26 protein-coding genes are annotated in these 22837 nt (G+C 57.3%); 5 read left to right on the forward strand and 21 right to left on the reverse strand.

Going from position 1 to position 22837, the window contains the following annotated elements:
- The first annotated feature begins 78 nt into the window (after nt 1-78).
- Nucleotides 79-1638: a hypothetical protein gene (locus PSH86_RS11235; RefSeq protein ID WP_305489715.1), complete on the forward strand. Its 1560-nt coding sequence runs from the start codon at nt 79-81 to the stop codon at nt 1636-1638.
- A gap of 44 nt (nt 1639-1682) precedes the next feature.
- Here PSH86_RS11235 and PSH86_RS11240 read toward each other — a convergent pair whose 3' ends face one another.
- From PSH86_RS11240 to PSH86_RS11280, 9 genes are read right to left on the reverse strand one after another with little or no spacing between them, the layout of a single operon-like run.
- Nucleotides 1683-4436, reverse strand: a complete 2754-nt coding sequence (locus PSH86_RS11240) for a conjugative transfer ATPase (protein WP_305489717.1) — start codon at nt 4434-4436, stop codon at nt 1683-1685.
- Nucleotides 4436-4852 (reverse strand): TIGR03751 family conjugal transfer lipoprotein, encoded by a 417-nt coding sequence (locus PSH86_RS11245; RefSeq protein ID WP_305489718.1) that lies wholly within the window; start codon nt 4850-4852, stop codon nt 4436-4438. Before PSH86_RS11245 ends, PSH86_RS11240 begins: the two co-directional genes overlap by 1 nt.
- The gene (locus PSH86_RS11250; protein WP_305489720.1) at nt 4815-6332 is read right to left on the reverse strand and encodes a TIGR03752 family integrating conjugative element protein; all 1518 of its coding nucleotides are present in this window, start codon (nt 6330-6332) and stop codon (nt 4815-4817) included. Before PSH86_RS11250 ends, PSH86_RS11245 begins: the two co-directional genes overlap by 38 nt.
- A complete protein-coding gene (locus PSH86_RS11255) occupies nt 6322-7134 on the reverse strand; it encodes a TIGR03749 family integrating conjugative element protein (protein ID WP_305489722.1) in 813 nt (270 codons plus the stop codon). The genes PSH86_RS11250 and PSH86_RS11255 overlap by 11 nt, the downstream gene beginning before the upstream one ends.
- Entirely contained in the window at nt 7131-7772 is a 642-nt protein-coding gene (locus tag PSH86_RS11260; RefSeq protein WP_305489724.1) for a PFL_4703 family integrating conjugative element protein, read from the reverse strand. The genes PSH86_RS11255 and PSH86_RS11260 overlap by 4 nt, the downstream gene beginning before the upstream one ends.
- On the reverse strand, nt 7769-8182 hold the full coding sequence (locus tag PSH86_RS11265) for a TIGR03750 family conjugal transfer protein (protein ID WP_305489726.1): 414 nt from the start codon (nt 8180-8182) through the stop codon (nt 7769-7771). Before PSH86_RS11265 ends, PSH86_RS11260 begins: the two co-directional genes overlap by 4 nt.
- 7 nt (nt 8183-8189) lie before the next feature.
- Nucleotides 8190-8561, reverse strand: a complete 372-nt coding sequence (locus tag PSH86_RS11270) for a TIGR03745 family integrating conjugative element membrane protein (RefSeq protein WP_305489727.1) — start codon at nt 8559-8561, stop codon at nt 8190-8192.
- Nucleotides 8562-8578: 17 nt separating this feature from the next.
- A complete protein-coding gene (locus PSH86_RS11275; RefSeq protein WP_305489729.1) occupies nt 8579-8818 on the reverse strand; it encodes a TIGR03758 family integrating conjugative element protein in 240 nt (79 codons plus the stop codon).
- A complete protein-coding gene (locus tag PSH86_RS11280) occupies nt 8815-9150 on the reverse strand; it encodes an RAQPRD family integrative conjugative element protein (protein ID WP_305489730.1) in 336 nt (111 codons plus the stop codon). The genes PSH86_RS11275 and PSH86_RS11280 overlap by 4 nt, the downstream gene beginning before the upstream one ends.
- 331 nt (nt 9151-9481) lie before the next feature.
- Here PSH86_RS11280 and PSH86_RS11285 point away from each other — a divergent pair, with 331 nt between their 5' ends.
- Complete coding sequence (locus PSH86_RS11285; RefSeq protein ID WP_305489732.1) at nt 9482-10501, forward strand: glycosaminoglycan attachment site; 1020 nt, start codon at nt 9482-9484, stop codon at nt 10499-10501.
- A 274-nt stretch (nt 10502-10775) separates the two neighbouring features.
- Here the strand turns inward: PSH86_RS11285 and PSH86_RS11290 are convergent, their stop codons facing one another.
- The 11 genes from PSH86_RS11290 to PSH86_RS11340 form a co-directional block, all read right to left on the reverse strand.
- Nucleotides 10776-11507, reverse strand: coding sequence for a TIGR03747 family integrating conjugative element membrane protein (locus tag PSH86_RS11290; protein ID WP_305489734.1), 732 nt, complete (start codon nt 11505-11507; stop codon nt 10776-10778).
- A gap of 90 nt (nt 11508-11597) precedes the next feature.
- Nucleotides 11598-13703: a type IV conjugative transfer system coupling protein TraD gene (gene traD / locus PSH86_RS11295; protein ID WP_305489735.1), complete on the reverse strand. Its 2106-nt coding sequence runs from the start codon at nt 13701-13703 to the stop codon at nt 11598-11600.
- A 9-nt stretch (nt 13704-13712) separates the two neighbouring features.
- The gene (locus PSH86_RS11300) at nt 13713-14228 is read right to left on the reverse strand and encodes an integrating conjugative element protein (protein WP_305489737.1); all 516 of its coding nucleotides are present in this window, start codon (nt 14226-14228) and stop codon (nt 13713-13715) included.
- The gene (locus PSH86_RS11305; RefSeq protein ID WP_305489738.1) at nt 14225-14773 is read right to left on the reverse strand and encodes a lytic transglycosylase; all 549 of its coding nucleotides are present in this window, start codon (nt 14771-14773) and stop codon (nt 14225-14227) included. The genes PSH86_RS11300 and PSH86_RS11305 overlap by 4 nt, the downstream gene beginning before the upstream one ends.
- A complete protein-coding gene (locus tag PSH86_RS11310; protein WP_305489740.1) occupies nt 14755-15474 on the reverse strand; it encodes a TIGR03759 family integrating conjugative element protein in 720 nt (239 codons plus the stop codon). The genes PSH86_RS11305 and PSH86_RS11310 overlap by 19 nt, the downstream gene beginning before the upstream one ends.
- 9 nt (nt 15475-15483) lie before the next feature.
- Entirely contained in the window at nt 15484-16158 is a 675-nt protein-coding gene (locus PSH86_RS11315) for a chemotaxis protein (protein WP_305489742.1), read from the reverse strand.
- Nucleotides 16155-16697, reverse strand: a complete 543-nt coding sequence (locus PSH86_RS11320) for a PilL N-terminal domain-containing protein (RefSeq protein ID WP_305489744.1) — start codon at nt 16695-16697, stop codon at nt 16155-16157. The genes PSH86_RS11315 and PSH86_RS11320 overlap by 4 nt, the downstream gene beginning before the upstream one ends.
- Before the next feature lie 106 nt (nt 16698-16803).
- Complete coding sequence (locus tag PSH86_RS11325) at nt 16804-17550, reverse strand: ABC transporter substrate-binding protein (protein WP_305489746.1); 747 nt, start codon at nt 17548-17550, stop codon at nt 16804-16806.
- A 53-nt stretch (nt 17551-17603) separates the two neighbouring features.
- Nucleotides 17604-18098 carry a DNA repair protein RadC gene (gene radC, locus PSH86_RS11330; RefSeq protein ID WP_305489748.1) on the reverse strand — a complete coding sequence of 165 codons (495 nt, stop codon included), beginning with the start codon at nt 18096-18098 and terminating at the stop codon, nt 17604-17606.
- Between the two features lie 97 nt (nt 18099-18195).
- A complete protein-coding gene (locus PSH86_RS11335; protein WP_305489749.1) occupies nt 18196-18453 on the reverse strand; it encodes a hypothetical protein in 258 nt (85 codons plus the stop codon).
- A 70-nt stretch (nt 18454-18523) separates the two neighbouring features.
- The gene (locus PSH86_RS11340; RefSeq protein WP_305489751.1) at nt 18524-19114 is read right to left on the reverse strand and encodes an STY4534 family ICE replication protein; all 591 of its coding nucleotides are present in this window, start codon (nt 19112-19114) and stop codon (nt 18524-18526) included.
- Nucleotides 19115-19741: 627 nt separating this feature from the next.
- Between PSH86_RS11340 and PSH86_RS11345 the strand changes: the two genes are divergently transcribed.
- Nucleotides 19742-20230, forward strand: coding sequence for an Lrp/AsnC family transcriptional regulator (locus tag PSH86_RS11345; protein ID WP_305489753.1), 489 nt, complete (start codon nt 19742-19744; stop codon nt 20228-20230).
- Here the strand turns inward: PSH86_RS11345 and PSH86_RS11350 are convergent, their stop codons facing one another.
- Nucleotides 20231-20365 (reverse strand): hypothetical protein, encoded by a 135-nt coding sequence (locus PSH86_RS11350; RefSeq protein WP_305489755.1) that lies wholly within the window; start codon nt 20363-20365, stop codon nt 20231-20233. It lies immediately after the preceding gene.
- On the opposite strand from PSH86_RS11350, the gene PSH86_RS11355 reads away from it, so the two are divergent.
- Complete coding sequence (locus tag PSH86_RS11355) at nt 20364-20903, forward strand: peptidylprolyl isomerase (RefSeq protein ID WP_305489756.1); 540 nt, start codon at nt 20364-20366, stop codon at nt 20901-20903. The genes PSH86_RS11350 and PSH86_RS11355 overlap by 2 nt on opposite strands.
- The gene (locus tag PSH86_RS11360; protein WP_305489757.1) at nt 20903-22687 is read left to right on the forward strand and encodes an aminopeptidase P family protein; all 1785 of its coding nucleotides are present in this window, start codon (nt 20903-20905) and stop codon (nt 22685-22687) included. The genes PSH86_RS11355 and PSH86_RS11360 overlap by 1 nt, the downstream gene beginning before the upstream one ends.
- The last annotated feature ends 150 nt before the right edge of the window (nt 22688-22837 follow it).

Genomic DNA, 22837 nt, shown 5'->3' on the forward strand with positions numbered 1-22837 from the left:
TCCGGACGTTGGTGGCTGAGTGTCCGGATGGCGTTGAATCCGCAGCCAAGGCCATAAATCATCTGAAACAGAGACTCAATGAACCACGAAAACGTTGTTACCCCGGAACAAGCGATGGAAGAGATGCGGCGCTTGGCAAAGAAAATCGAGCGCAGCTCTTCGAAGTCTCTGGACGCGATGAAGGATATACAGCGCGACTGCCAGGAGAAAATCCAAGAACTCAAGTACGAGTTGAGCACGGATCTGATCGCAAAGGCCAACGAGCCCGTCGCGAGAGTAGTTAGCGTTCTTAACTGGATCCTGCTTGCCGTGGTGGTGATCGGTGGCGCGCTCGCCTGGCTGACCACCAGTAGCCTCAAGTCCACCTTGGAAACGCTCATGACACAGAGGATTGAGTCTTGGTTGTCACTGGACGATCAGCACTCGCCGGCTAGCAAGACCTTTGATGCTTACCGGACCCGTGCCTTGCTTGACTCCTACATGATCCAGCTCGCTAGGCAGAAGTCGCAGCACAGCCCCATCGTCAATCTACGCTTCAAGGTTGGCGACCAGAAACGTCTGATGGCGATAGTTCGCTCGCCATCATCTGATCACCAAGATTTTTACGATGCCCTGCGCTTGTTGGCAGTGGCTGGTGGGGAGTGGGGCGTTATCGTCGGTGAGAACGAATTAGGGCGCGATCTTGTCGGACTAATTGAAGACCCGCACTTCGACTCAAGGAGAAAGCTGGACATACTGCAGATCCTTTCGCGCAATAAAAATCTGGTGGACGTCGAAGCGAGATACCTACAGGACGCCTCGGCACCCGAGGCCCTTCGTTACCAGTCCTATCTCAACCTCAAGGACTATGACAAAGGTTCGCCCCTCGGTGAACTCGCACTAAAATACGCTACCAACCTTTTGCAAAGTACCTCCCGTTACAAGGTTGAGGAAGCGCTCGAACACATCGCAGCGGCCGATCCGTTCAATGCCGACCTGGCGGCATTCCTTCAGTCGCTGCCGGAGCTACAGCGTGATGCAAGGATGGACTACCGTCTGGCAGTAGCCAAAGGCTGGATTACCCAACTGCCTTCTCCTGACATGATGAGTTTCTACCTCCCGGAAGAAACTGAACCGGTGGATCGGGAGGCTATTCGGGCGAGGGTCGCGACTTTGATTAGCGATCTGCTGGAGGATGGCCTAATGCTGGGAATGGATAATACGCTCAGTGGAAGGTCTCACCTGGCGATTCGTTATGCGCAAGTCACGGGTACCGCCATCATCAAGTCTTTTCCACTGGAGCGGTTACTGGGGGATCAACAGCTCATGCAGGCAATTTATGAGCATCAGTATCCCAAGGGCTTAGAGCGCTTTGCCCGGTTCTTCTCGGTAGCCGATAGAGGTGAGGTCGTCGCGCTGGCGAAGCTGACAGTGCTTGCAGACGCATTGGGTGTCGGGAGTGACCCATCACAGCCCAAGGAAATTGTCGGGCGGTTTGAGTTCGTGCCGGACGCAAAACTTCGATTTACTTGGAGGGACAGTCTGGGGGATTGGCAGAGTCGCAGCATCGACGCGCTGGAAAAGGCGAGGGTCAGCATGGTGTTCGACAAGGACGCTATTTCCTATAAGGGCGTTGACCCAACCGACTGGATCTTCTGATCGTCCATCTTGCTGAACGGGGGCGAGCCGGTCTGACGCAATCGCTATACCGGCTCTATTCCTCTGATTCGATCGATCCTTTCAGCCACCCAGTAGGCAGCTTCCAGCTCCGAGCAACCGTTGTCCTGCATCAATTTCCAACGCTCGGCTTTTTCCTCCGGCTCCGTCATGGCCAGGGCGAGATAGAGGCTAGGCGGCACAGCCCGAAACAACGTTTCGAGCTTCTTCGATAGCACGACACCCTCAGTGTACTTTCCCGATTCTTTACTGGCGGAGAGCAGTAAGGCTTTCTGCGCCGATGTGAGCTTCTTGAATCGCGCGATTTCCTCGATTTCAGCTGGTGGCATGTTTAAACAAACCCACCATTCGATCATGTTGAGCATGGTCTGCGCAGCAATGGGAAAGTCGGCAAGGTTCTGTGTGGCCAGCCAGAACCAGGCGCCGAGCTTGCGCCACATCTTCGTGCCCTTGACCACGAATGGCGCCAACAGCGGGTTTTTGGTGATGATATGACCCTCATCGGTAACCATGATAATTGGTCGGCCCAGGTACTGATCGCGCTCGGCAAGGTTATTCACAGTGTTCATCAGGCTGATGTAGCTGATGGACATCTGGGCTTCGTAACCTTCACGAGCATAGGTGGCCAGGTCGACAATGGTCACATCGCTCTCGGGCCAAGGCGTGCCTTCACGATCGAACAGTTCACCCTCGAAACCCTGGCAAAACAGGTCCATGGACTCACCCATTTCCTGGGCACGCTCACGACGCTTCTCCGGCAAGTGCGTGTCGGCGGCGACGCGCAGCAACGCGTCCCGCACGTCGCGGGTCAGCACCTGCCGGCCTGCGGCGACGCAGGCCTGCGCCGCGTCAAGGATGCACTCGCGGATCAAGCTGCGATCGGCTCGACTCAGGCGCGCCTCTTCCTTGGCCTCGCCGCCGGTGATCATCAGGCGGGCAGTGATTTCCAGTTCGCCTAGAACATCGCGCTGGTTTTCGCGACTGGCTACCGTCTCATCGTCCAGCTCATCGATCGACAGACTCGCCACCTGATCCGGCTGCTCGACCAGGCGCCAGGCATCGGCGAACGGGGCGAGGCTGATCGCGGTACCAGGTTTCAATTGGACCATGTTGGTCGACAGGTCTTGCGTCGCGAAGTAGTCGCCCTGCAAGCCAAATGAGTTGCCGGCCTCAACGATAAACAGGCGAGGGCGGTACACCGCCATGACCTGCATCAGCAGGGTGACCAGGGTGGCCGACTTGCCGGCACCGGTCGGACCGAACAACAGCAGATGGCCGTTCATGGCCCGGTCCAGGCGTGACAGCGGATCGAAGCTCAAAGGCGAGCCACCACGATTGAACAGGGTGATACCAGGGTGACCGGTGCCGGTGCTGCGGCCCCAAACCGGAACCAGGTTCGCCAGGTGCTGGGCGAACATCAGGCGCGTGTACCAGTTGCGTGTGTCGCGGGCCGGGTTGTAAACCATCGGCAACCAACGCAGGTAGCTGTTGCAGGCGGCGACCTCATCGCCTTCACGTACAGGTTGCAGCCCCGCGCCCAACAGCGCGTTGGCAAGGCTGACCGAGCGCTGGTGCAGTTGCTGTTCATCGTGACCACGCACGTAGAAGGCCAGGGTTCCCCGGTACAGCTTGTGCTGGCGGCCGATGACCGCGCGAGCCTCTTCGACATCCTGACGGGTCTGGGTCGAGGCCAGGTTTTCACCGATGGCTTTGCGCGCCAGGCGGTTCAACTGCTCCTCAAGTACATCCTGCGGTTTGACCACCAAGGTTAGACTCATGACTGTACCTTCAGGTAACTGGTCGAACAGTGCATTCACCGCGTCACCTTTGCGGGTTTCTCCGGTGAGTTGACCAATCAAGGGCGCTCGGCGCAGCTTGTCCACCACCATGACCCGATGGGGTTGATCATCGAAAAACCAGAGCCCGTGCTGGACATCCGAGCGCGGTTCGTTGAAGAACAGCCGCTCGGCGAAGTCATGATCGAAGGGCAGTTCCAGCGACTCGCCGTCGCCCGACTCCGGATAGGCCACGCGGCGGTAGAATTCCTCGGGGTCTTCGTCGGTGAGCCTGGGTGCGGGATTGAACCAGGGCAATAACCAGGCATACAGACCTCGGCCATCGACTCGCGTCGATTGCACCCCGCATGCCTGCAACGAAGCCACGATACGTTCGCAAGCCTGCTGCAGGGATTGCACTGGACTGAGTCCCATCTCCTCGGCGCCAGACTCAATCCAGCGATAGATCACCAGGCGCACCCGTCGATTATTGCCGCGCCAGGGTAGGCGCGTGACGGCCTTGTCCTCGAACAGACCTCCCGGCTTGGCGATGGTCTTCAAATGGCGACGACTGAGTTCCAAAAACGTCTCGGTGAAGACCGTGCCTCGCGCGCTGTCTTGAATATAATCGGTGAGCCGCGTCAGGTAGGGGGCGAAGTCGTTGTCGTCCTGGCAGAAAAACTGCGCCACCCAAGGCGCTTGATCCAGTTCGTCAAAGCTATCCTGCAGGGTGTCTTCGAGGGCATCGCGGGCGGCCATCAGCCAATCGGGTTCGCGCCCTTCGGTGCCGATGGGCAGCAACTCGAACACCGCACCCACCGAGTGATTGTCGTCCAGTAGAAAGCATTGTTCTGTATCGAGGTATTCGACCCAAGGCAAGTGGTCGGTGAAGCTGGGGTTGTGCGCATAGAGTGCAGCTTCATCGGCCAAGGTGGCGCGCGGGCGCAATGGGTGGCGCCAGGCTTTCCATGCAGAAGTGCGGTTGCCCGCATCGCTGGTACGCACTACAAGTCTTCCTGACGTTCACCGGGTAATGCGTACTGCACACGTTGGTAGAACGGAAAGACGGTCGAGTAACCAGGAACCGGTGCCTGCTCGGTACCACTCAAATGCGGATACACGTACAGCACCAGATCGGGATTGGGCAGGCGCGGGAACAGGTTGCGGATCTCGTTCGCCGCTGTGCGCGTGTACGGTTCCTGGAGAGCCGCGGAGACATCTGCCTGAGCCAGCGGGCGGCGTAACTGCTGTCGAGCCTCCAGCAGTTGCTGCTGAGTACCTTGTGAACCGGCGCCGTTCCAGATATCCATCATGGTTTGCTCGCCATGGGGCAGCAGCGTGTCTTTGTCGGTGGTACACCCCGTCAGGACCCAGCAGAGCAAGCTAATCCAGGTCAGGCAGAGAGGCATGGTCTTTTTCATGGCGAACGCTCCGGCCCTTGGGCTCGTAGTCGATGGTGATCTCATGGTCGAGGTGCAGCGCGACTTGGGCGGCCGGTGGCACGTACACGGCAGCGAAGGTCTCGCCATAGAGTTTGTTGATCCACTCACGGATGTCGCTGACCCCACCACTGAGAATTGAATTCAGCGCGCTATTGCCACTGCTGCTGGTGACCCCGAGCGTACTGCCGCTCGAACTGATCACGCTGCTGTTGTTCTGCTCATCCCCAAGCAAGGCGGCGACACCGGCGCCGACGGCAGTGATCAAGCTCTGGCTGCCGAGGTACTGTTGAGCGTTTGAGCGGCGCTCACCAGCGATGCAAGGAATGCCATACGGATCGGACAGGTAACCGAGTCCGCCACGAATCTTGTCGATGTTCGAACTTTGGGCGGTGGAGGCGTTGCGGCTGGCTACTGCCCTCGGCTGAGGCACCGTGCGGATAGTGCCGTCGGTAAACACGAAGGTGATTGACTCGACCTGACCGCGTACGCAAGACAGGGTCCAGTCGCCGGACGCGGTGCCGCTCATTACGGCGCCAGCAACGTCCGGCAGATCGATGCCGTTGGCTGTCAGGTTCTCCGGACCAACCAGCACCTTGAAGGGGTAGGGATCATTCACGGTGCCGTCCACCGGGACCCGGCCGATCAGCGCGGTCATGGCGACCGAGCCCATCAATGTCGCGTTTTCTGGAATGGTGTAGACCGGCTTCGCGCCTTCGGTACGATCAGCGGAGCGTGTCAGGTCACGTTCACCCTTGGTGACCTCGCGTAACTGCTTCTGGCTGCGGTCGATGGCATTGTCCTTCAAACCCTCCAATGAGCTGAAGGCAGTAGGCAGACTCAGAGCGGACGCGGTCTTGGTTTTGCCCTGGGGGGCGGTGGACAGAGCATCCGAGGGCTCAATCCACTGCAGTGCATCATTGGCAGAATGCTGCCGTTCAAACTGGGAGCCGTCGCCCGGCTCAAGCCCCAGTCCGATAGGCATATCCTTGTCTTTGTCGGTCAGCCCCGACAGCTGCTCCTGCAATTGCGTCAGCAGACCACGGGCCTGGCGACTGTCTTGTTCCGCTTTGAGTCGAGCCTCGTTGGCTTGTCGGCGACCTTCGTCGACCTGTTGAGTCACGCTGCCAAGCGCCGTCTGGATTCGCGAATCAACACTGTTTTCCCGCTCGCGCAGGCGGTTGTTTTCCGTCTGCAGCGAATCGTTGTGTTTCTTCAAACCGAGCATGTCGCTGCGCATGGCCTTCACCTGGCCGACCAGGGTGGCGACCGTATCGCGGGGGGTATCGCCCGCAATACCGAGCGACTTGGCTTGCTCGGCGGATAACTGAAGATTGCCTTGATCAACCGACTTCTCTGGAGAGGAACTGCTGCCACCCGCGACCCAAGTTTTCAGGATAATCAACACCACGCCCAGCAGCGCAGCCGGTACCAGCCATTTGAGCAAGGCGTTAGCTTTCATCGCCAGCACCTCGCGAAACGGCCGGGAACAGCACGGCTTGCTCAAGGCCGGCACTGCGGGTGACAAGGTAGGCGATCGTGGTGTCTTCAGCGCTGCCGACAGGTCCGAGAAAAGCATGCTGGAAAGCCGCGGCGAATAGCTTGGCCTGAAGTCGACGTGGATCGAGTTGCACCGTCTCTGAACCACGATTGCGCAGCTTCACGGCCGTCACCCAGTAATCACCGAGTCGCCAGGCGGCGATGGGTGTGCTGGACACGTTTTCGGTCGGCAGCAGGGTTGGCAGTTCGGTGCGCAGCTTGAGCGGGACGCGGCGTACGCCGGGCAGGGACTCCACGGTGCGTAGCGGCGCGTACAGGCTTTGCGCAGCGTAGCGCGTCAAAGCGACTGGAATTGGCGTACGTTCTGGAACAGGGAGGGTGCTAGATTCAGCCTCGGTAGGCTGCCGCTGAGCATTCTTGATAATACGCACAGGTTCCAGCGGTTGCTCGCCAGGCGTGGCTGCAATGTCCAAGAGGATGATCTCGCCCGTCGCGACCGATTGCAGTTGTAACCGGGTAGGTGCAATGGCTTCTGACGCGCGCAGGTACAGCGTTCCGCCGGTAGATTGCACGCGCAGCTTGCCGGTCAGAGTTGAGGGGACGCCGACTCGGACATCCTCATCGATAAAGACCACCCGCTCCTGATTGATCACCAGCGGGACCGCGAGAGGGAGGCGTTCCCAGCGCATCAACTCGACGGCCTGCGCTGCAACTCCCCATAGCATCAGTGCGATGGTGAGCCCCAGGGTAGAATTCCGCGTCATGGCTCACCTCCAGGCAGAGCGATTTTTTGCGGAGTGCCCTGATAACAATCCAGTGCCAGCCCCCACTTGTTGCGTTCGGGGTCCAGATCAAAACGCACCACGCGCAATGGATAACGCACCACCACCCGTTTCACCGGTTCGGCGGCGTAATATTCATCGGCGTTGAGATCGAGGGTGACCAGCCAGCTGTCGCGATCGAGTTGCTTGACCCTGAGTTCCGGATCTTCGCTATAGCCTCGGCCCAGAATTTCGTAGACCCCGCGCACTCGCTGGCGCAGTTCACCGGCGGCCTTGCGGTATTCGTAGTCGCCGTCGAGGAAGGCCTTGCAGGCAGGTGTCAGGTAGGACTGCAAGCCATAGATGGCGCGGCGATAATCCTGCTCGCCATCCGAAGGCCAGCGGTTGAGCTGACCAAAGATATACAGGGCAAAGGCATAGATATTTTCTGAGGGGATATCCCACCACTTGCGAGTGCTGCCCGAGCGCAGATCTGGTGGTACATGCACGGTCAGATCGGTCGGTGCCGAGCGCCAGCCGTACCAGAGCCCGGCACAGACTAGCGCAAGGATCATTACCGCCAGGCGCAGGCTGAAGATATGGGCCTGTTGGGCATCCACCTTGTTCCGAAAACGGCTCATGGCAACCACCGGGGCAGCGCAGGACGCAGCCGACGTGAACGGCGGACCGTCCAGGCGCCGGAGTGGAGGATCAAACTGCCGCGACCCAAGCGCCAACGGCTAGCCAGTACCCATTCGAGTTTGCGGTACAGCCAGGTTTCGGGGCGGGCTCGTTTGGCCCGACGCAGTAGCGCCCCACCGGCCAATAACACTACCGCCATGCCTGCGATCATGCTGGTTGGCGCCACGGCAATAGAGGCGGTGGCAATCGCCAGAGGAGCTCCCGGCACCAGCCCAATGATTGCGCCGGTACCGAGCGCTACCCACATCTCATCATTAGTCAAACCGCGCAACACGGCAGGATCACGATTGAGTCGCTCAGGCAGAAAGACCAAGGTGCCGTCGGCAAGGCGTTCGATAGTGTCGTTCATGTCGACCTCACAGAATCGCGGCTGCCTTGTTCAGGAACCAGATGATGATCACCACCAGCAGCGCTCCAATGCCGACCACCGCACCCAAGTCCTTCCAGGTCTTGCGCTGGTTCTGCACGTCGGCATAGACGGTCAGCGAGTGCCATGCTACGCCGAGAAAAGCGAGCAGGGCGATCAGCAGGCCGAGGAGAATGCCGCCGTCGTAGGCGTAGTTTTTGATCGTCTCGATCAACCCAGAACCTTCACCACGTGAAGGGGCTTCCATGGTAGGAAGCTCGGCAAAAGCCAGGCTTGGACCGAGCACCAGCAGCAGACCAATCAAGCGCTGACTGGCACGATCACGCAGGTTGTTTTTCAGGGGGACAAGGCACTTGAGCATGACGGCGATCTCCTGGTTTAGGAAAGGGTGAAGAACATCAGAACCAACAGCGCGAGCAACACGCGTGCAGTGCTGCCACCGAAGGCACCGAATCGCACGCTGCCTGCGGCCCAACCCCGGTAAGCCGTCCACATCACCCAGGCACACCACAGCAAAGCCAGAGCGAGGACCATGGACAGCCACAGCGTCGAACTGCTCTGCGGTGAGAAACCGGATGCGTTTTGGAACGCGGAGTTCTGAGCGTCAGTCATGCTCATGGCGACGGCTCCGCTGACGGAGTGTCAAGGCGGTAATCACCAACCAATTCAATGGGGTCGCGGGGCTGAGCGCGGGAAGGGGACAGGGAGTCCTGTACTCCGTGGCGGATGCGCTGGATGTCCTGAGTCAGCCGGGGATAGTCGAAGCGATAGCGTTCGTCGGGTTCAGACCTGTTGGTTGTCTCGGCTCGTGCCGCTAGACGTTCTATAGTGTCGAGTTGCTGCTTCACTAGGCTGAGCTGTTCCTGCTCATGAGCAGATGCGGCATAACTGCTGTCATCGACGATAGCCAGCGAGAACAGTAACAAGCAACGAAAGACGGTAGTTGGCATGATGCTGGCCCATATGGATATGGGAACAGAATCAAGTTAGAGGTCGAATAATTCTGTAAGAAATCTGAGGTCTGATAAATCGTTTTTTTGGGGAAGGACTGAGGATGCTTACATTGCAGCTAATATGGCCCTTCGACCTTGGGTAGGGGAGTTTTTGAGGCTCTAGGAACCTTCAGTTTCAATGAGCTTAGTTGGTGACGATATCGTCAAAATCGACTTCTCCCGGCTCATTCCCAGGGGCACAGACCACGCTCTTCAGCTCTGAACCGGGCTTTTTTTGAAAAGCTAAAATGGATTGTCAATTATCAGTCAAGCGGTGGAGAGACACAGCATGCCCATTGATCTGTTCAACCAGTTGACGGCCGAAGACCAACAGCATCCGATTTTTCAGATGATGCTGCGAGAGCCGTATGGACCGGAACGTGAAGTGCTTAATCAATGGGCCGAAGGCTTCGAGGACCGGGATGGAAAATTCGTCAAAGAATTCCAAAAGACCTTTGAGTCCTCATTTTGGGAACTGTATCTGCATGCGGCTTTGAAGGCATGGGGTCTCTCCATCGATCTGCGGCACCATGCGCCCGACTTCCTAGTTGGCGGGCCTATTCCGTTTTGCCTTGAAGCGACAATCGCGAATCCGCCTGCTGGTGGACAACCTGCATATGGGTTCTCACACGTCAAACCGCCTGCTGACTTCACGGTGTTTAATATCGAGTCCACGCTGCGCATCTGCAATAGCTTCGACAAGAAAGTGAAGAAATACAGGGACCAGTACTCGAAGCTCGCTCATGTCAAAGACAAGCCGTTCGTCATTGGCATTGCTTCATTTGATAGGCCACACGCACACTTTGCCGCCGGGCGTCCAATCCTGGCGGCACTCTACGGCCTCTACCATGATGAGGCGGCAACAATGGCAACCGATACGCACGTCCCGTCTTACAATGTCTCGGCAGCTCCCAAGAATGAAAATACCAACATCGAAGTGGGCCTGTTCTGTGATGACAGCTATCCAGAGGTGTCGGCAGTTGTCTACAGCAGCCTGGCTACATGGGGAAAGGTTCGGGCTCTGGCCGACAACCCAGATGCAATGACTGCCTATACAACCCTTCACCCCAATCCAGGAAAGCTTATTCCGGCGGTGCGGGCCGCGCTAAAGCGTGACTACAGCGAGCATCTGATGGATGGGCTGTTTGTGCTTCATAACCCATTTGCCAAATACCCGATACCGCGAGGCTTCTTGGGCCATCCGCGTCTTTGCGAAGTAATAGTAGCGGATGATGGTGAACTGCTCATGGACGCCCCAGATGATTTCTTGCTGCTGAGACTGCTGAACTCCTTCATTCCAGCTCAGTAACGTAATGGCTAGTAGTGATTGGCTAGTAGGTTGCCCGAACCGACAGTGATTTAGGTCAAACGCCCAGTTACATTACCGGCTTGTAAGATAGCACCGGTCTGCTTAATGGCTGATCCACAGCGTAGAGATATAGGATAAGGCCTGTCCGAGTACTGTTCGGACGGAGATGAAAATGCTCAGGTACACCACAAGCTAGCGTTGAGGTGCGCGACCAAGGCAGTAGTGCGTGCATTTTTGCGTCTGCGGTGCTGATTGAAACAGTTCAACTAAGCACTTAGAGATATTTTTTGAATGTCGTCGATGTAATCGCTACTGCTGCTCCAAGCAATACTGCACAAGGCAAAAGAATAGTGATGGGGTTGAGCGAAAACGGTAGGGATAGGTAAATGATCCAGGGCACGATCAGCAGTGGTATCACTGCGCGCTTGGCGCGGTGATAGACAAAACTGCTCTCACGCCCCGCGCCAAATTTGCGCAGGTCACGGCGCATCAACCCATCTACAAAACCAGTGAACATGGCCAACAGAAACAAGGGTGTTGCCAGAACCAGAATAGTCAGGCGCACCACGAAGGTGAAAGTGACATACACCGTTGCCAGCACGAAATTCTCAATGCTCACGTATAGCTGATTGGTCCAACTCCAGAAGCCGTTGCCCTGGCTCGACACCCGCGCCTGCTGGGCAAAATCCGTAAAGCCAGTCTTGACCAGCAGCCACTGATTTAGAAAGTCCAGCCACTGGACAATCGTGTGTCCGGGTTGTTGGATGATGAGTGAAGATTTGAAATGCTCGCTCAGCCAGGCCAGTTCGTTCGTCAACATGGCTTGGCTGTGCCGCCAACCCTGATCGCCCCAAAACAGTAGCAGCCCGACGAACTCGATCAGGATCGAGAACAGCAGCGAGGCGATCAGCAATCCGATGATGCGCAGGACCAGACTGATCGCCGAGACGATCAATCCTGGATGCTGGATCGGCTGTGGCGGCGTGTTCTGGGTGGAAGTCGCCATTGTTCGCCCCATTGCGCGCTACAGAGTTGATGTGGTCACGACGTCTTCTAGATAGTTTTCTGCTAAATAAAAATCCGTAACGAGGGCGGGCTACCCCACCTGATCCAAATCGAAGTTAGTTGTTGGACCGCCACCGCTTGCGCTCCACCATTGCCCTGCCTGTTCGTTATAGGTGGCCCGCATCCGTTGAGTAAGCTCCTGCAGATTCTTGGGCATGGCGTCGTCGTTGGAGGGCTTAGGTAAAGGCATGCGGACTTTCCAGAGCTGACCACCGGTCTGGAAGCAGAACATCTGCCCCTTGGGCAAACTGACGATATGCGCTGGTTCGATCAGCGGCACACTGGTGCTGCTGACACGGTCCTGTGAAGAGGAGGTGAAATCCGTGTTGGCCTCAGGATCCGAGGTGTCGGTGGCGCCCGACACGAGCGTTTTGGTCAGCACATTGACCTTGGGCAACTGCTGGGTGAGCAGCTCCGCAGTGGCGGTTTCGCGTACGCGGAGCATCTGCAAGGTGTTGAAGTTACCAATGACCTGGCCGGCCTTGGCGCGGTTACCAATTCGCGCTTCGATATCGCTGAGGGTTTGGGTGTAGGCCGTCACCTGGATGCCGGCGCCACCGCCCTTGTTGATCAGAGGAATGAATTCGTCGCCCATCAACTCGTTGAACTCATCGGCATGCAGGTTGATCGGCAGCTTGTCACTGCTGCTGCTCGATGCGGGCAGGCCATGGTCAATGCCATGTTTGTAGATGTGGCCCGCGACCGAGACCAAATCGGCAAACATCGAGTTGCCCACCGCGGCGGCCACCTCGGCATCGGTCAGCGCATCGAGGCCGACATAAACGATGCCGCGTTTTCGGATGATTTGCATCCAGTCGAAGATTGGCCGCGGGTCATCTAAATCGGTGTAGTTGGGCGCCAGTAACTGAGCGGTCTTACCAGTGGTAAGTTTCTCTAGCAGCGGCAGTAGCGAGGCAACGATTTTGTCGAAATAAGTACGGTCATAGCGTACCGCCGAACGCAGTCCGTCCAATACCGGATCAAATACCCGCTTCACCGCGAGGTACTGCTCGATGGCCACCACACGCTTTTCGCGGCCTACCATATGCCGGGGAATGTTCTTCTCGGTGAGCTTGGCTTCAAGCTGGACGATCACTTCCCACGCTTTTGGATCGGTTCTGGCGAAAAACTGCTGGGCATATTCGATGAACAATGCGTCGATGTTGACCACATGCCGTTGGATTTGCAGATAGTCCGGACGTCGGCCCAACTCGATCAGGGCGCGGGCGATGATGTTGACGAAACGCCAGGCGAACTCGCGAAACGCCGCCGAGTTACCTTCACCACTGAGCTGCCCAGCGATGCGCGACGCCACTTCCGAGATGCGTCCGAAACGTCCCACGGCGTTGTAGCGGGCGGAGATCTCCGGCCAGCCTAGATGGAAAACATAGAACTCCTTTTCTCGACCTGCACGTTTGGCTTCGACGTACATGCGTTTGAGCAGATCGGCATCGCCCTTCGGATCGAAGACGATCACTACCTCGTGTTCAATGCGATGGATGTCTTGGGTGATGTACACCTCGGCGAGCCGGGTCTTGCCAACACGGGTCGTGCCCAGCACGAGGGTATGTCCGACTCGTTCTCCCAGCGGCAGACTGACTTCCGTTTCGTCGGGCTCGACCCCATGCAACAGCGGTGAGCCACCGACTGGAGGTAAAGGGCGCAACGGATTAAAGGCGCTGTCCCAGGCCGTGACACGGGCCAGTGTCGAGAGCGGAAACGGTGCATGTTCTAGGCGACGTTCGAGTCCACGTGCCAGGCGGTAACGGGTCGGTTGGTCGACGTAGTGAGCGACGGCCGGATCCTGGGCCTCGACTAAGCGCTGGGTGTGCAAGCGGGTCCAGCGAAAGCCGCGGCCCATGAACAGACGTTTGCGGCTCACCGGAATCTGCCGGCTGGTCAGTTCGTAACGAGGCAGCCGGCGGATATTGCGCCGATAGCGCAACACCTCCCAGGCTTGTCGGAGGCGGATCAAACCGAACAGGGCATAAGCCAGCGCGGCAACCAATCCTATGTCGGGTGACAGCGCCACGGCCCAGGGCGAATAAACGCATAACACCGCCGCGGCGACGCAGATCGCCACGGTATACAGCTCGACTGCGGGCCGGAGTTTGGACTCCATCGCATGCTCGGCCATGACCCAGACTCACTGTTCCAGTGAGGTGGCTGTGATTAAGACAGGGTAGTGCTCAATTTTCAGGCGAGAGGCGATGTCGTTACCGTTGACCGGCAGGATGGTGATGCCCGGCGCGGCAGCTCGAATTCGGGCCAGGGCTTCAGTATCGGTCACTTCGACGGCGAGGCCGGCCGCCCCCATTTCTTGCAGTTCAGTCGCACGCTGATGCAGCCAAGCCAACGATTGGGGATCCTCCCCGACAAGGAAAAATGGCTGCAAACCCGGCATGTCCAGGGTGCGAGTTGTGATTTGGCCTGGGCTCAAGTGAGAGCTGCGCACGGGCAGTATCCAGGTTTCATCGGCAAATGCAGATAGGTCTGCATGTATGGCCCGAGCAGGCTGGGTCTTGTTGTTTACTGGCGGCCTGGATGCTTCAAACTGGGGGCGGGTGAAACCGCCAGGCTGAACTTCTGCAAACGACAGTCCCGGCTGGGCGAGCGCAGCCAAGAGCACGGCGAAGTAATACGCACTGGGAATTCGCTTCATGGTGGTGTGCCCTGTTTAAAGGAAACCTGCAGTCGTTCGAGTTGTTGAGAAAAGCCGGCGCGGTAACGCGCGGCCGGCGTTCCTCCTGCCGGACGGTGATATCGGCCAGCAGCTGACACCCAATCACCGGTGACGGCGTGATGCTCTTGCAGCAGCGCGGCAGTTACGGCCAGATTGCGGTAGGGTTCGAGGGCTTCGCAGGGACTGGAAAAATGCTGTCCGTGATAACCCAGGTTGATTTGCCCAAGCCCAGCATCGACGCGCTTGGCGTCATACCGAGCAAGCGCCTGAAGCAAGGCATGACAGGCGGTCTGACGATTGGCGAAACGGTAAGGGCTACCGGCAATATTTAGCGTCCAGGGCCAGGGCAGCAGTCGACCACGGAGGCGGGCGCCACTCTCCTGCAGGGCAATCGCGAACAACACCGTGGAAGGGACGTTGGCGTCATGCGCTGCCAGTTGATAAGCCGGAGGTGGAAGTTCGTCCGCCCGAACGGCGAGCACTGTCAGCAGGGGCGCAATAGCAATCAATCGAGACGTTGCCATTGTCCATTCACCTGTTTAAATGTGACGGGTAATGGTCTCGGGGCTCCCAGGCTGAACCAGCGACCACGGTCATGGTTCAGGGTGATCTGCCGGCGTTGGACCTTGGCCGGATCGATGTCCGCTTGCCGAGCCCAGCGACGGACGCGTTCATCCTCGCCTTGGCTGCCCACCAGATAAATATCAAGCGCCGTATCACTGCTTTGCAGACGCTGCGCTTCGGCGGTGCACGCAGGGCAATGGTCTTCGACAAACAGAGCACGGCGCGGCTCTACCGGTGAGCTAGCAGCGGGCGGGGATGCCATACCCTGAATCGGCAACAGTCCAGGAAACAGCTTGGCCCAAGCTGCGGTGTAGGCGTTTTGGTAAGCCAACTCGCGCTCGGCACGTTTGGCTTCCAGCGCTACCTGCAATTCGGCATAGCGCTGACGCTCTTGGTCGGTCTCTGCCTCGACGCCGAGCGCGGTCAGCGGGTCCAGGTTCGGGCTCCAGAAACCACGCGGGCCGGCTTGGATCTGTTCGAAGCGTGTCCATTCCTGTTCCGTGATACCCCAGCTTGCCGCCTGTTCAGAGTGCGAACGCGCCAGCGGAGCGGACTGCGTGTCCTGGGTCCGTGACGGTGTCGTGACGGGGTTGCCCAGCGCAGCGCCTATGCTCAGCAATGAAATGAAACAGACGATGGGGCTCAGCGGAGCTCTGTTCATGATCGCTTCTCAAGGGAGGTGCACGGTCTGGTCTGGGTGAGCGGTCACCGCGAAGATAGCCGCGTTCGGCTCCAGCACCTTCAGTTGCCATGTGCCGAACTGCTCGCCGTTGTGCAGCAACTGGATATCCTTGAGCGAGCGACTGTCAGGAGGTGCGACCGCCAGAAAGCGCTCGCCGCCACCGCGGTACTCGATGCTCAACACTGAAAATGGCGGCAGGAGCGAGGCAGGCTTGGGCTGAGCGGTTTTTTTCGGCTTGGCCGTGGAAGGCGTCGGTGGTGGGAGTGGTGGCTGGCTTTTGAGGTCCAGGAGTTGCTGCTCGACGTGCTCAAGTCGTGCGCGTAGCGCGATCATATCGGCTTCGGTGGCACGGTCTGCCAGACCGTCGCGTAGCTCCTGTATCTCTTGCGCCCATTGATCCAACATCGGATCGAGGGTATTGGCCTGTTGCTCACCGGTATCGACCATCTGCTTCAGGTCTTTCAGTGCGTACTGCAGCTTCTCCTGTGCATCCATGAGGGCGCTTGAATCACGTTGCAGGGTATCCAGGGTCTGCAGGTGTCGGGCGTTCGCATTTTCCAGCTCGGTCACGCGTTGATACTGGTTATACAAACCACCACTCAGCCCGGAGACCGCCAGGCAAAGTGAGCCGACAATGAGGGTTTGAAACGTCGAGGCTTTCATGGGCGTGCCTCCGACTGATGGGACGAGATTGATGTGACCTGCACGGTGCCAGCGTCATTTTTCTCCCGTTCGAAGCAGACCGAACGGCTGACCTCATCGGTCGTGAGTTGCCAGGCGGGGCCAGCCAGTACCTGCAGTGCGCTGCGTAATGGGATCGGGCCGAGCCGGTAATGGGCTGCGGGCAGAGGCCGGGTAAACAGTATCTTTACTGGTTCGGCAGCAGGGCAGAGCGAATAACCTGAGCGCTGCAGCACGTAGTGCATCGCTTCCTGTACCGAAGGATTCAGGTTGGACGGAATGCTCACGTCAACGATTTGAGCGAGAAGATTTCGTTGTTCCGTGGTGGGCTCGGTGCTGACCAGCGTATAGCGGCCATAGCGGAGCTCTGACGGATGGCTTTCGTCGGCCGGGCTCCTCGATAACTGGGGCCGATTGGAGCCACCGTCAGTCGCTGGATTAGTCGGCAATGGGGTTGGGTTTAGCGCGGTGCAGGCACTCAGCAAGCCCAGCAGACAGACAGGCGTGAAAAAACGCTCCATGGAAAAAACCTCATGTCAGATTCAGTGCGGAACCTGACATGAGGTGAAGGAGCGATTCAGTGAGAAAGTTGATTCAAGGCGAGTCGTGTTAACGCTGAAGACACTGCTACTCATCAAAAATGGCTAGCCCATCCAAGACGGCAGCGTCGGGGTCGAAGATCAACAATCGCACATTGGCCAGTGCAGCAAGGTACAGCAGGTTGACCAGGGCTTCCGGTGTGCCAGCGTCGAGCTGCTCCTGCCTCAGCGATGCGTAAGGACGGCCCTCCATCTTCATCAGGTTCTCGTCGGTCCAGGGCGTGCCGATCAGCTTACACCCGAGGCCATTGCAGTCTCTCAGGGCGAAGGGTTCAAACAGCAGTCCGGTTGCTCCAGCGTTCAAACTGCCAGCCCGATGTTCCAAGTAGCGCAATGCATCTTCAGTGAGGTGTGCGGTACTGATCTCCCAGGCTCGACTGTAGTGTCCTGTGTCAAAGCTCAAACGATGGACCAAGGCTTGGGCTTCTTCCCGGGAGTAAAGGTCACCGACATGATGTCGTTCGTTGAGCATTTCGCCCGTCACGGAGTAAACCACTTGGCGCACCAGCCCGGTGGACGGACAGCATTCATCCAGCTCATCCGGAATGAATTGGCCTTCGCTGATCAAGGCGAAATCATCGTTGAAAAGGCAGGGGAACAGTTCCAGCGCATCGTCGGGTAGATGAGCTTGTGAGTCGTGTATGGAGCGAAAGCAGGGAGGGCAGTCATTTGCGTAGGTGATCTGTAGCAGTCGTTCGATATGCAAGTTGTCGTAGCCGCGAGCAAATGTGTTTGAGGTTTCCACCAGAGCTGGGGGTAGGGGTGAAGGGTTCATGAGGGTTCTCCAGGAGGAAATGAATAAGGCGTCCGAAGACGCCTATTGGGGGGTTAAAGCCAGCCATGTTCGGCAAGGGAGAGAGGACGACCTTCGCCGACGATGAAGTGATCCAGTACGCGCACTTCGATCAAGTCCAACGCCGCTTTCAATCGTGCGGTCAAGGCACGATCCGCCAGGCTGGGTTCCGTGCAACCGGAGGGATGGTTATGAACAACAATGGCAGCTGCTGCGTTATGTGCGAGGGAGCGCTTGACGACTTGGCGGGGATAAACACTGGCGCCGTCGATACTGCCGTGAAAGAGGATCTCGAATGCCAGAACGCGATGGCGGGCATCGAGAAAAATCACACCGAAAACTTCATGCTCTTGTGGTGCAATATGCAGTTTTAGGTATGAGGCTACGGTGTCAGGTGAAGTCAGGCCGGGGCCGCGGGTGAACAGCCGATGATCCAGAATCTCCAGCGCTTCGTCGATCAGCCGGTTTTCCTGGGCGATACGATCAGCTTCGACATCCGAGGTTTCAATCAGGGTGAGTGGGGTGCTCATGGGGTACCTCCGATGGGAACAGTCCGGGGGTACACACCCGAGGGGAGTGGTGTCCCCGAGGTGGGTAAGTTACGGGCATTGCCCGATGACGCGCTGTTTACAGCCGAGTGAATCGGTGGCGTTGTCCGTGTAGGTGTGAATCACAACCGTCGCAGGGCAATTGAGAGAGGTTTTTTATTCCACGGCCAGTTTCGGGGTCGAAGTCGGCACTGATGGGCATTAGTCGAACCAGTCCCTGATGGAGACCGGAGATACGTTTCTCTATCTCCTCCGTCGTGTAGTAGAGCGATAACGTGCTGTAGTCCTCGTAAGCCGCAGCGAAGAGGCAGTCGTCGCAAAGCCAGAAGGATTCCATACTGGTTCTCCTGTGCGGATTGAAGAAAAGGCGCTCGATTGAGCGCCTGATGTAAAACATCTCGGATCGTTCAGGCGGACTGAACAGCATGTGTGGCGACACGGCGGGCCGTGCGAGCCGTGCGGGGAGTGGGTGCAGATTCAGGCTCAATCCTGGACTTCGCTGGGTTGTCGGTATCCTCAGCTTCGGCATCAGCCGACGTTGGGGATGGCTCACTGTTTGGCGCTTGCTCAGCAGGTGCTGTTGCCTCCTGCCTGGCAGGCGCTTTGTATTCGAACGTGCCGTTGACCTTGATCCAGTCGATGTACAGCAGACGACCTTTCAGGCTAGCGCCCGGTTGGCCTTGTTTATCGCCTTTCTCATAGAGAAATGGGTCGATCCACAGGTCGCCGATACGGAACGACAGCAAGACCTTTTTCTCGGCTTTGACGGCGTCCATATAGAGACGAATCAAGCGTTCAGCTTCGCCCCCAGCGACTTTGCAGTCGAAGCGGGTGTACTCGACCGCATCGGTGGCACCGTGCAGGGCGGCGATATCGCAGGCCATGAATGGCTGGCCGCGGCGGACTTGTACTTCACGAACACGGTTGAGGTAGCCAATACCGACGGTGTGCAGATTGAAGTAAGTGGTCGCTTCTTGGGATTGGTTGGCGTGGGCCATGATGGTTCTCCTTTCAAGGGAAAACGGCGACGCACAGCCCCTGACGGGGAAGTGAGCCCCGTCAGGGTGGGTAAGGTGAAGGCGGGCGATGAACGACACGCCGCCGGCAAGCCGATGACGATCAGAACGATGCGCCTGGGGAATAGCGATGCAGCAGAAGAGGATCCGCAGTAGTGGTTTTCGGATCTGGGGATAGTGGGCATTCATCACCGCTGAAGCGGTAATCGTGCGAGCCTCCGAATGCTGATCGCACTTGGGTAAACCACCACGAGCGTGGCGTAGCCTTGAAGGTTCTGGCTACCTGGGCTGCCAACGACAGCGAACTACGCCTTTTGTATAAGCCCGACAAAGGAGAACGTCAAGGCATTGCAATCCGCTTTTTTTAGTCCAGAACGCAGTGGCAGTGATTGGAATGAAAAAGCGAGAAGTTGACCGGTCGGACATTTTTAAGGAGGCAAAATTTGATAGTTTGAGCGCACCTGACTGGACGCAGTGTCTCAGCGTTTTGTGATCCGAAATGGAAATACGATGGTCATGGACTATCCAGATTACCGGCCTCATGCCAATCTGATAAAGACCTCCGCCCGTACGAGGTCGGGCTGATCGTTGATTTGAGGTGAGGGCCGCATGAAAAGAGTAAAGCTGGATCGGATCAATCGGGCCATCCTCGAGAATCTGCAAAATAACGCACGGATCAGCAATCTAGAGTTGGCCGAAAAGATCAACCTTTCCCCTAGCGCCTGTCTGCAAAGGACTAAGGCACTGGAGGATGCAGGGTATATACGGGCGTACATGGCTTCGATTGACATTGATGCAATCTGCATCAACGTCATGGCGTATGTCATGTTCAGTCTGCGTGATCACGCGGGACATTTGCGCCTTCAATTCGAGCGTTTCATCGCCAAGCGCCGTGAGCTGGTTGACTGCCTTAAGGTAGACGGTGAGTTTGATTACATCGCCCTAGCGACGTGTTCGACAGTGACGGACTTCAACACACTCTGTGAGCAGCTTCTGGATGAAAATCCAAATATCCTCAAAATCAGCAGCAGTATCATCCTTGATAAAACCAAATGGTTTGCAGGCTATCCTTTGGAAAACCTGATGTGGCGTGAATGATCACACGCATTCTGCATAATCTGCGGTAAGGGCGGTGGCATCCCGCAGCATGTTCAACGCTAACCGGTTATCTCGATTTTTTACGCTGTCTTCTTTGCGGACAATGGTGGTTTTATCCTGAGGGAGAACAGCCATGTCTACACCTATGTACGTCACACTAGAAACTGTTCTGGGATGTTTTACCGTCGAGTTGCATGGTGAGCAGGCACCGCTGAGCACTGCAAACTTTCTAGCCTATGTAGACAGCGGTCGCTATGACGGCAGCAGCTTTTTTCGCATCGTCAGTCCGTCTAATCAACAACCTGAAGACCCGGTGCGCATTAGTGTCATTCACGGTGGCACGCGACCATTGGACCCAAATAATTTTCCGATGATCGAACTCGAAAGCACTCTGCAAACCGGGCTGACCCACCGTCACGGGAGCTTGTCGTTAGGGCGTGATGGTCCAAACAGTGCTGAAGGCGATTTTTTCATTTGCCTGGGGGACCAGCCGCACTTCGATCATGGAGGTGCTCGCCATCCCGATGGTTTGGGATTCGCGGTGTTTGGACAAGTCTGCACAGGCATGGAGGTAGTTGAGGCGATCTGGGCATGTGCTGGGGAGAAAGAGTATTTGCCTCCTGGGGGCGAGATCGCGATTGTGCGAGCTTACCGCCAACAGCGAGGTGTGTAATGGATCGCTATGCGTGTGTGCGGGCAGTCATGGCGACTCATCAGTTCGACGCTTTTTTATTGCCTAGAAGTGATATCTATCTGAATGAGGACCTTGAGCCTGCCGATGAACGTTTGCTCTGGTTGACCGGTTTCAGTGGCAGCGTGGGACTGGCCGTGTTGACACAAAAGAGTGCCGCGCTACTGATCGATGGCCGCTATACGGAGCAGGCCCGCCAGGAGTGTGGCGCGCAGCTCGATACGCTGACACGGAGCGATACAAGTCTATTCAACTGGCTGCGTGAGCAGCTTCATCCCGGTGCCACCGTTGCCTGCGATGCAAGGTTGCACAGCATCGATGAGTATACCCGTTGGCAGGTTACGGCTACGCAAGCGGGTTTCATCTGGCAAGACACTCTCGAAAATCCAGTGGATGAATGCTGGTCGGATCGTCCCGCAGCGTCGGCCAGCCCGGTGGTTGCCTGGGCACTTGAATATGCCGGTGCTGCTGTTGAAGACAAGCTCGGGCAACTCACTGACAAATTGCGCGAATCACAGTGTGATGCTTTGTGGCTGCCTTCGCCGGATATGTTGGCCTGGCTGTTGAATGTGCGTGGGCAGGACATTGCTATTGCGCCATTACCGTTCAGCTTCGGGATGTTATACGCCGATGGCAAGCTTGATTGGTTTATTGATGCAGCCCGGCTCCAACTGCCTGAAGGATGGCTGCCAGAGGCGGTGACGATACGCCCACCGCAGATGCTGAATACACTCATTCAACACCTCGTTAACGTCGGTTTCCGGCGGGTATTGATTGATCGTCGTAGTTGCACGGCAGCTGTCTACCGCTTGTTTGAGTCAGCAGGCTGTTCAATTTCTGATGGGCCGAATCCTCTGCTTTTGCAACGGGCCTGCAAGCAAGTGGCCGAACTGCAAGGCAGTCGTGAAGCGCATCGTATCGATGGGCTTGCGCTGTGCCGGTTTCTTTACGAGTTCTACCACCGATGCGAAAGGTTTCTCGGGCAGAGCGAGCTGTCAGTAGTCGAGTCTCTAGAACGCTGGCGCAACCTGCACTCTGATTACCGCGGCGTGAGTTTCGAGACCATTGCTGCTGCCGGCGCCAATGCTGCGCAGCCGCATTACCTGCCCAAACCAGGGCGGGCCGCAAAACTGAAAAGAGGGGAGCTACTGCTTATCGATTCCGGTGGCCAATACCCGCAAGGTACCACCGACGTAACCCGGGTGTTGGCGTGCAGTTCCCCCACCGCAAGGCAGCAGTTTCTCTATACCACCGTTTTGCGCGCACAAATTGCCTTGGCGACTTGCATCTTTCCCAAGGGAACCAGTGGTCAACAGCTCGATAGCGTTGCGCGTCAGGTGATGTGGCGCGAAGGTTTGGACTATGCCCATGGCACGGGGCATGGAGTAGGCAGCTACCTGCATGTGCATGAAGGACCACACAGAATTGCGACCCACGCCAGTGCGGTGCCTCTTCAAGTAGGGATGGTGACATCCATTGAACCAGGCGTTTATCTGCCCGGTGAGCTAGGTATTCGTATCGAGAATCTCTATGAAGTGGTTGAAGTCGAGAAGCATCCCGGTTTTTTTGGCTTCCGCATTTTGACCTTAGCCCCGCTGGCCAATGAACTGATTGAGCGTGGAATGCTGAGCCAGGTCGAGGCACAGTGGGTCGATGACTATCAACGCAGTGTCTGGGTTGCCTTGGCTCCGGATCTGGAGTCGGAAGTCGCAGGATGGTTACTTAGGCAAGTCCCACCGAACAACCTGCAGTTTCGTATTGAATAACCGTTGAAAATTTTCGCTGGCCCCCGCAAAAGCGCAGTTAGATTTCCCGGCGGGCTGGCAAGATATTTCCAGCGTTCGCGAGCGCCTCATAGCAATTCTAATAATCAGTTTGCCTTCTGCTTATCGTGGAAGATCAGACATTGCCAGTAT

The organism is Pseudomonas sp. FP2300 (assembly GCF_030687595.1).
GTDB lineage: Bacteria > Pseudomonadota > Gammaproteobacteria > Pseudomonadales > Pseudomonadaceae > Aquipseudomonas > Aquipseudomonas bijieensis.

Bases quoted from the DNA above. Each gene is read 5' to 3' on its own strand.
- PSH86_RS11235 (WP_305489715.1), top strand. From the start codon at position 79: ATGAACCACGAAAACGTTGTTACCCCGGAACAAGCGATGGAAGAGATG.
- PSH86_RS11245 (WP_305489718.1), bottom strand. From the start codon at position 4,852: ATGAAAAAGACCATGCCTCTCTGCCTGACCTGGATTAGCTTGCTCTGC.
- PSH86_RS11250 (WP_305489720.1), bottom strand. From the start codon at position 6,332: ATGAAAGCTAACGCCTTGCTCAAATGGCTGGTACCGGCTGCGCTGCTG.
- PSH86_RS11255 (WP_305489722.1), bottom strand. From the start codon at position 7,134: ATGACGCGGAATTCTACCCTGGGGCTCACCATCGCACTGATGCTATGG.
- PSH86_RS11260 (WP_305489724.1), bottom strand. From the start codon at position 7,772: ATGAGCCGTTTTCGGAACAAGGTGGATGCCCAACAGGCCCATATCTTC.
- PSH86_RS11265 (WP_305489726.1), bottom strand. From the start codon at position 8,182: ATGAACGACACTATCGAACGCCTTGCCGACGGCACCTTGGTCTTTCTG.
- PSH86_RS11270 (WP_305489727.1), bottom strand. From the start codon at position 8,561: ATGCTCAAGTGCCTTGTCCCCCTGAAAAACAACCTGCGTGATCGTGCC.
- PSH86_RS11275 (WP_305489729.1), bottom strand. From the start codon at position 8,818: ATGAGCATGACTGACGCTCAGAACTCCGCGTTCCAAAACGCATCCGGT.
- PSH86_RS11280 (WP_305489730.1), bottom strand. From the start codon at position 9,150: ATGCCAACTACCGTCTTTCGTTGCTTGTTACTGTTCTCGCTGGCTATC.
- PSH86_RS11285 (WP_305489732.1), top strand. From the start codon at position 9,482: ATGCCCATTGATCTGTTCAACCAGTTGACGGCCGAAGACCAACAGCAT.
- PSH86_RS11290 (WP_305489734.1), bottom strand. From the start codon at position 11,507: ATGGCGACTTCCACCCAGAACACGCCGCCACAGCCGATCCAGCATCCA.
- traD (WP_305489735.1), bottom strand. From the start codon at position 13,703: ATGGCCGAGCATGCGATGGAGTCCAAACTCCGGCCCGCAGTCGAGCTG.
- PSH86_RS11300 (WP_305489737.1), bottom strand. From the start codon at position 14,228: ATGAAGCGAATTCCCAGTGCGTATTACTTCGCCGTGCTCTTGGCTGCG.
- PSH86_RS11305 (WP_305489738.1), bottom strand. From the start codon at position 14,773: ATGGCAACGTCTCGATTGATTGCTATTGCGCCCCTGCTGACAGTGCTC.
- PSH86_RS11310 (WP_305489740.1), bottom strand. From the start codon at position 15,474: ATGAACAGAGCTCCGCTGAGCCCCATCGTCTGTTTCATTTCATTGCTG.
- PSH86_RS11315 (WP_305489742.1), bottom strand. From the start codon at position 16,158: ATGAAAGCCTCGACGTTTCAAACCCTCATTGTCGGCTCACTTTGCCTG.
- PSH86_RS11320 (WP_305489744.1), bottom strand. From the start codon at position 16,697: ATGGAGCGTTTTTTCACGCCTGTCTGTCTGCTGGGCTTGCTGAGTGCC.
- PSH86_RS11325 (WP_305489746.1), bottom strand. From the start codon at position 17,550: ATGAACCCTTCACCCCTACCCCCAGCTCTGGTGGAAACCTCAAACACA.
- radC (WP_305489748.1), bottom strand. From the start codon at position 18,098: ATGAGCACCCCACTCACCCTGATTGAAACCTCGGATGTCGAAGCTGAT.
- PSH86_RS11335 (WP_305489749.1), bottom strand. From the start codon at position 18,453: ATGGAATCCTTCTGGCTTTGCGACGACTGCCTCTTCGCTGCGGCTTAC.
- PSH86_RS11340 (WP_305489751.1), bottom strand. From the start codon at position 19,114: ATGGCCCACGCCAACCAATCCCAAGAAGCGACCACTTACTTCAATCTG.
- PSH86_RS11345 (WP_305489753.1), top strand. From the start codon at position 19,742: ATGAAAAGAGTAAAGCTGGATCGGATCAATCGGGCCATCCTCGAGAAT.
- PSH86_RS11355 (WP_305489756.1), top strand. From the start codon at position 20,364: ATGTCTACACCTATGTACGTCACACTAGAAACTGTTCTGGGATGTTTT.
- PSH86_RS11350 (WP_305489755.1), bottom strand. From the start codon at position 20,365: ATGGCTGTTCTCCCTCAGGATAAAACCACCATTGTCCGCAAAGAAGAC.
- PSH86_RS11360 (WP_305489757.1), top strand. From the start codon at position 20,903: ATGGATCGCTATGCGTGTGTGCGGGCAGTCATGGCGACTCATCAGTTC.